Source organism: Mesorhizobium sp. M7A.F.Ca.US.006.04.2.1, assembly GCF_004022915.1.
Taxonomy (GTDB): Bacteria; Pseudomonadota; Alphaproteobacteria; order Rhizobiales; family Rhizobiaceae; genus Mesorhizobium; species Mesorhizobium ciceri.
The window spans coordinates 1-6,536 of the sequence record NZ_RZQA01000316.1 but is presented as its reverse complement, the minus strand read 5'-3'; the positions used below and the strand labels follow the sequence as shown (position 1 = coordinate 6,536).

The following is a 6,536-nucleotide window of genomic DNA, read 5'->3' as shown; positions in this document are numbered from 1 at the left end:
GCCGACCGCCGAAGTCTGGCGCGGCAACGGCCATCGCCGCCGTCTCGAACGCGCCGAGGTCGATCTTGACGGGCTGGCGGTCGAGGACAGCGAGGGCAAGCCGACGACACTCGCCGGGCTGCTCGACGAGACCTATACGGACGGTTTTCTGGTGCTCAAGGACGGCAAGGTTGCCTATGAGCGCTATTTCAACGGCATGGACGAGCGCACGCTGCACCTGTCGCAGTCGATGGCGAAGTCCGTCACCGGTTCGGTGTTCGGCATACTGGTCGGGCGCGGCCTGATCGATCCGGCCAGACCGGTAAGCGACTACCTGCCGGAACTCGGCGCTACCGGCTGGGCCGGCGCCAATGTGCAGCATGTGCTGGACATGACCAGCGGCGTCCGTTTCTCCGAGGAATATACCGACCGCTATTCCGACATCGGCCAGGTCGATGTCGCCACCGGCTGGAAGCCGGTGCCGCTTGGCAGCGATCCGGATTTTCGCTGGCCCTCGCACATGTTCGAACTGATCCTGGGCTTGAAGGAAACGGTCCGTCCGCACGGGGCTCAATTCGAATACCGCTCGATCGAGACCGATGTGCTCGCCTTCATCATGGAGCGGGTGACAGGCAAACGGCTGCCGCAACTGGTTTCGGAAGAACTCTGGCAAAAGCTCGGCGCCGATGAAAGCGCCTGCTTCACGGTCGACAGCGCCGGCTATGCGGTGGCCGACGGCGGTTTCAACGCGACGCTGCGCGATTATGGCCGCTTCGGCCAATTGATCCTCGACAATGGTGGCGGCGTCGTGCCGGCCGGCTGGGTCGAGGACACGCGCAACGGCAGGCATGGGCCGGACTTCAGCCCCAGCCTGCCGGAGGGCAGCTATCGCAACCAGTTCTGGATCGAGGACCCGCGCTCGCGCGCACTGATGTGCCGCGGCGTGTTCGGTCAGATGATCCATATCGACTGGAACACCGGAATGGTCGTGGTGAAGCTTTCGACCTGGCCGGATTTCGCCAATGGTGCCTATTCCATAGCGACGCTGAAAGCCGTGCACGCTATCGCCACGGCACTTCGCTGAGCCCCCACAAAGAAGAAACGACCCGGAAGGAAACGCCATGACCGGCAAAACCGTGTTCGAGACCCGCTATGGCTTCCGGCGCAACCAGGTCGTGCTCGCCAATTGGCGCGAGAACCCGTTCAACCGGTGGTCGTTCCAGAATCTCGGCGAACTGGTGCCGACCGCCCGGGTGACGGCGACGTCGGGCGTTGTCGAAACCCCCGTGCGCGATATGGGCGGCCTGCTCGGCGAGAAGGTCGCGATCGCCGGCACACCGGAGACAGTGGCTGATTTTCTCGCACGTTCGAGCACCGACGCACTGACGGTGATGAAAGGCGGCAGGATCGTCGGCGACTGGTTCGCGCCGCATATGGATTTCGGCGCCCGCCACATCATCTTTTCGATCAGCAAGTCGCTGACCGCCATCATTGCCGGCATACTGGAAGGCGAGGGGGTGTTCGACCCGGAAGCGCCGGTGACGGCCTACATCCCCGAAGCCGCCGGCTCGGCCTATGGCGATGCGAGCGTGCGGCATGTGCTCGATATGAGCGTCAGTCTCGATTTCGAGGAAGCCTATCTCGATCCGGAAAGTGCTTTCGCCCGCTATCGCCGTGCCACGCTGTGGAATCCGGGCGGCGGTACGGAGAGCCTGCGCGAATTCATCCTGACCCTGCAACGCCTTGCAGAGCCGCATGGCCAGACCTTCCGCTACCGCTCGCCGAATTCCGACCTGCTCGGCCTGCTGCTCGAGCGTGCGTCGGGCCAGCGGTTCACCGACCTGATGCGCGAGAAGCTGTGGCTGCCGCTCGGCGCTGTCAGCGAAGCCTCGATCGGCGTCGACATGGAGGGCACGGCGCGCACGGCCGGCGGCATTTCGGTGACGCCGCGCGACCTGGCGCGTGTCGGCGAGATGATGCGGCAAGGTGGCATGGCCAATGGCCGCCGCATCGTACCGGAAGCCTGGGTGCGCGACACGACCAGCACTGGCGGCAGTGCGGACGCCTGGCAGCGCGGCGCGATGCTGCCACTGTTTCCCAAGGGCCGCTACCGCAACAAATGGTACCAGACTGGACACGAGAACGGCGCCTATTGCGGCATCGGTATCCATGGCCAGTGGCTGTATGTCGATCCCAGGACCGAAGTGGTGATCGCCAAGATGTCGTCGCAGCCGCAGCCTGTCGACGATCCGCTCGATATCGAGATCGTCGCGTTCTTCGAGGCGCTCAGCCGGATAATCTAGCGCGGCTGTCCACCACATTAGCATACGCTTTCCTGTGGACCCGCCGGGCTGATCGAAGCGCGGCGGTTGGCGGGCCGGACGTCTGCGCCTATGGTCGCCGCTCTTTGGATGAGAGCAGGAACGACATGGCATCCGACATCAAGCGCATTGCAGCCATCATCGCGGCCGAGATCAGCGCGCGGCCCGAACAGGCGGCCGCGGCGATCGAACTGCTCGATGAGGGCGCGACAGTGCCGTTCGTGGCGCGCTACCGCAAGGAAGTCACCGGCGGGCTCGACGACACGCAATTGCGCGATCTTGCCGAACGCCTTGCCTATCTGCGCGAGCTCGACGCGCGCCGCGACACCATCCTTGGCTCGATCCGCGAACAGGGCAAGCTGACCGAGGAGCTTGAAGGCAAGATCGTCGCCGCCACCACCAAGGCGGAACTTGAGGACATCTACCTGCCCTACAAGCCCAAACGCCGGACCAAGGCCGAGATCGCCAGGGAGCGCGGGCTGGGGCCGCTGGCCGAAGCCATCTTGGCGAACCGCTCATTGGTGCCTGCCGAACTGGCGCTGGCCTATGTCAACGAAGAGGTGGCCGATACCAAGGCGGTGCTCGAGGGCGCGCGCGACATCCTGTCGGAACAATTCGCCGAGAATGCCGATCTGGTCGGCAAATTGCGCAGCTACATGAAGGAGCGCGCCTTCATGCGGGCCAGGGTGGTCGACGGCAAGCAGGAGGCCGGCGCGAAATTCTCCGATTATTTCGACCATGTCGAGCGTTGGGCAAATGTGCCGAGCCATCGCGCGCTGGCGATGCTGCGCGGCCGCAACGAGGAAGTGCTGTCGCTCGACATCGAGGTCGATGCCGATGACAGCTCACCGGTGAAGCCGGTCGAGCGGATGATCGCCGATGCCTATGCCATCGGCGGCAGCCTTGCGGGTGACAGATGGCTGATGGAGGTGGCGGGCTGGACCTGGCGTATAAAACTGTCGCTGCATCTGACGCTCGATTTGATGCGCGATCTGCGCGAGCGGGCGGAGGAGGAAGCGATCCACGTCTTTGCCCGCAACCTCAAGGATCTACTGCTGGCCGCTCCCGCCGGCTCGCGCGCCACGATGGGGCTCGACCCCGGCATCCGCACCGGCGTCAAGGTGGCGGTGGTCGACGGCACTGGCAAGGTGCTGACAACGACGACGGTCTATCCATTTCCGCCCAGAAACGATGTGCGTGGCACGCAGGCGGAACTCGCCAAGCTCATCCGCCTGCACAAGGTCGAGCTGATTTCGATCGGCAACGGCACCGGCAGCCGCGAGACCGAAAAGCTGGTGGCCGACATGCTGTCCGACATGCCGGCGGACGGTGGCCCCAAGCCACTGAAAGTGATCGTCAGCGAGGCCGGCGCCTCTGTCTATTCGGCATCGGCGACGGCGGCGGCGGAATTCCCCGGCCTCGACGTGTCGTTGCGCGGCGCCGTGTCGATCGCCCGGCGGCTGCAGGATCCGCTGGCCGAACTGGTCAAGATCGAACCCAAATCGATCGGCGTCGGCCAGTACCAGCACGATGTCGACCAGTACCGGCTCGGCCGCTCGCTGGAAGCGGTGGTCGAGGACGCGGTCAATGCCGTCGGCGTCGATCTCAACACTGCCTCGGCGCCGCTTTTGGCGCGCGTTTCAGGTCTGGGCGCATCGCTGGCCGACGCGATCGTTGCGCATCGCGATGCGACCGGGCCCTTCGCCAGCCGGAAGGACCTGCTCAAGGTGCCGCGGCTCGGACCTCGGGCCTTCGAACAATCCGCCGGCTTCCTGCGCATTGCCAATGGCAGCGAGCCGCTCGACGCCTCGTCGGTGCATCCGGAGGCCTATGGCGTGGCGAAGAAGATCGTCGCTGCCTGCGGGCGCGATGTGCGGTCGTTGATGGGCGACAGTGCCGCGCTCAAGGCACTCGACCCACGCGTCTTCGTCGACGAGCGTTTCGGCTTGCCGACGGTGCGCGATATCCTGGCGGAGCTGGAAAAGCCCGGCCGCGACCCGCGCCCAGGCTTCAAGACGGCGACCTTCGCCGACGGCATCGACGACATCAAGGATCTGAAGCCCGGCATGCTGCTGGAAGGCACGGTCACCAACGTGGCCGCCTTCGGCGCCTTCGTCGATATCGGAGTGCATCAGGACGGGCTGGTGCATGTCTCGCAGCTGGCCGATCGGTTCATCAAGGATGCGCATGAGGTGGTCAAGGCCGGCGACGTGGTGAAGGTGCGCGTCGTCGATGTCGACATCAAGCGCAAGCGCATCGCGCTTTCCATGCGCAAGGATAGCGGCGAGGGTGGTGCTCCGCGCAGCGGACCGCGCGACAATGGCGGCAGGCCGGCGCCACGTTCGCCGGCACCCCAGCAACGCCAGCCGGAGCGGCCGGCGCAACAGGGAGCGTTCGGTGCTGCTTTGGCGGATGCGCTGAAGCGAAAGTAGCTACCACGCCAGAACGGCCGGTTCCTTCTCGACCTGGCCCAGCAGCCAGTCGCGAAAACTGGCGACCGGCGGATGGCCGCGCTTGTCGTGCGGGACGACGAGATAGTAGGCACTGCGGCTTTGCATGGGCTGGCCTGGCGCCGGCACCAGCTGGCCGCGCTGCAATTCGCCTGCAATGAGGATCAACGGCAGCAGCGCCACGCCGAGCCCCGCCATGCAGGCTTGGGCGGCGGTGCCGAACTGTTCGAACTGCATGCCGGGCCCGGTCGGCGCGCTCAGGCCCTGATGCTCGAACCATTCTGTCCAGGCGCCAGGACGCGTCGCCATGTGCAGCAGCGGCAAGCGGCCGATATCGGCCGTTGAGGCGATGGCGCGGCCGGCGAGGAATTCGGGCGACACGACCGGCGCCACGGTTTCGCGCACCAACAGTGTCGAGTCGGCCTCCGGCCAGTCCGGCAGGCCGTAGTGGATGGCGGCATCCAGCCTCTCCCTGGCGAAATCGAAGCGGCCGACGCGGGTGACGAAGTTGATGGTGATATCGGGATTGTTTTCGACGAAATCGGGGATCATCGGCATCAGCCAGCGCGTGCCGAAGGTCGGCAAAATGGCAAGGTTCAGGATACCACTATGCCGATTGCTCATCAATCCAAGGGCTGCGTCACGCAATTGCCCAAGTGCTGAACGCACCGCCTCGGCGTAGATCTCGCCCGATGTCGACAGCCTGACATTGCGGCTGTCGCGTTCGAACAGCCGGCGGCCGAACTGATCTTCCAGAAGTTTGATCTGGCGGCTGACCGCGCCCTGGGTCAGATCGAGCTCCTGGGCGGCGGCGGTGAAACTGCCGAGCCGGGCCACAGCCTCGAAGGCGGCAAGGGCGCTGATGTTGGGCAAAAGGCGGCGCTGGACACTCATGATCCATTCCTAATGCTCATTGATCGGTGAATCAATTTCGTTTGATTTTTTCGAGGCACAGGCCGATAGAACGGGCCAACATTTTGCTTCACGCGTGTCATCGTTTTGAGCGACATGCATTGGTTTGGGAGAACGTCATGGCCGCCGACAAGAACGCATTCGTCTGGGAAGACCCGTTCCTGATCGAGGGCCAGCTTTCGGAAGACGAGCGCATGGTGCGCGACGGGGCGGCCGCCTTCGCCGCCGACAGACTGGCGCCGCGGATCGAGGACGCCTACCTCAACGAGACCTTCGACACCGCGATCTTCCGTGAAATGGGCGAGGCCGGCCTGCTCGGCATCAACATCCCTGAAGAATTCGGCGGGCTTGGCGCGAACTACGTCACCTATGGGCTGGTCGCACGCGAAGTAGAGCGCGTCGATTCCGGCTATCGGTCGATGATGTCAGTGCAGTCGTCGCTGGTGATGTATCCGATCTATGCCTATGGCTCGGACGAACAGCGCAAGAAGTACCTGCCCAAGCTCGCCAGCGGCGAGTGGATCGGCTGTTTCGGCCTGACCGAGCCGGATGCAGGCTCCGACCCGGGCGGTATGAAGACGCGCGCCGAGAAGACCGCCAACGGCTACAAGCTGTCCGGTTCGAAGATGTGGATTTCCAACGCGCCCGTCGCCGATGTGTTCGTCGTCTGGGCGAAGCTGAAGGGGGAGAACGGCAAGGACGAGATCCGTGGCTTCGTGCTGGAAAAGGGCATGAAAGGGCTTTCGGCGCCGAAGATCGGCGGCAAGCTGTCGCTGCGGGCGTCGATCACCGGCGAAGTGGTGATGGAAGGCGTCGAGGTCGGTGAGGACGCGCTGCTGCCCAACGCAAAGGGCCTTGGCGGACCGTTCGGATG

5 protein-coding genes are annotated in these 6,536 nt (G+C 64.6%); 4 read left to right on the top strand and 1 reads right to left on the bottom strand.

Translation table 11 applies throughout. The features are described 5' to 3' along the window. From EN925_RS17790 to EN925_RS17780, 3 genes are all read left to right on the top strand, one after another. On the top strand, nucleotides 1–1,063 hold a 1,063-nt coding region (locus EN925_RS17790; RefSeq protein ID WP_164894262.1), incomplete at its 5' end, for a serine hydrolase. Between the two features lie 37 nt (nucleotides 1,064–1,100). Further along, on the top strand, nucleotides 1,101–2,282 hold the full coding sequence (locus tag EN925_RS17785) for a serine hydrolase (protein WP_127368317.1): 1,182 nt from the start codon (nucleotides 1,101–1,103) through the stop codon (nucleotides 2,280–2,282). Between the two features lie 125 nt (nucleotides 2,283–2,407). Next, on the top strand, nucleotides 2,408–4,732 hold the full coding sequence (locus tag EN925_RS17780) for a Tex family protein (RefSeq protein ID WP_127368318.1): 2,325 nt from the start codon (nucleotides 2,408–2,410) through the stop codon (nucleotides 4,730–4,732). Here EN925_RS17780 and EN925_RS17775 read toward each other — a convergent pair whose 3' ends face one another. After that, nucleotides 4,733–5,644, bottom strand: a complete 912-nt coding sequence (locus EN925_RS17775; protein ID WP_127368319.1) for a LysR family transcriptional regulator — start codon at nucleotides 5,642–5,644, stop codon at nucleotides 4,733–4,735. A 137-nt stretch (nucleotides 5,645–5,781) separates the two neighbouring features. Between EN925_RS17775 and EN925_RS17770 the strand changes: the two genes are divergently transcribed. Then, nucleotides 5,782–6,536: acyl-CoA dehydrogenase family protein (locus EN925_RS17770; RefSeq protein ID WP_206632847.1), on the top strand; the 755-nt coding region annotated here is incomplete at its 3' end.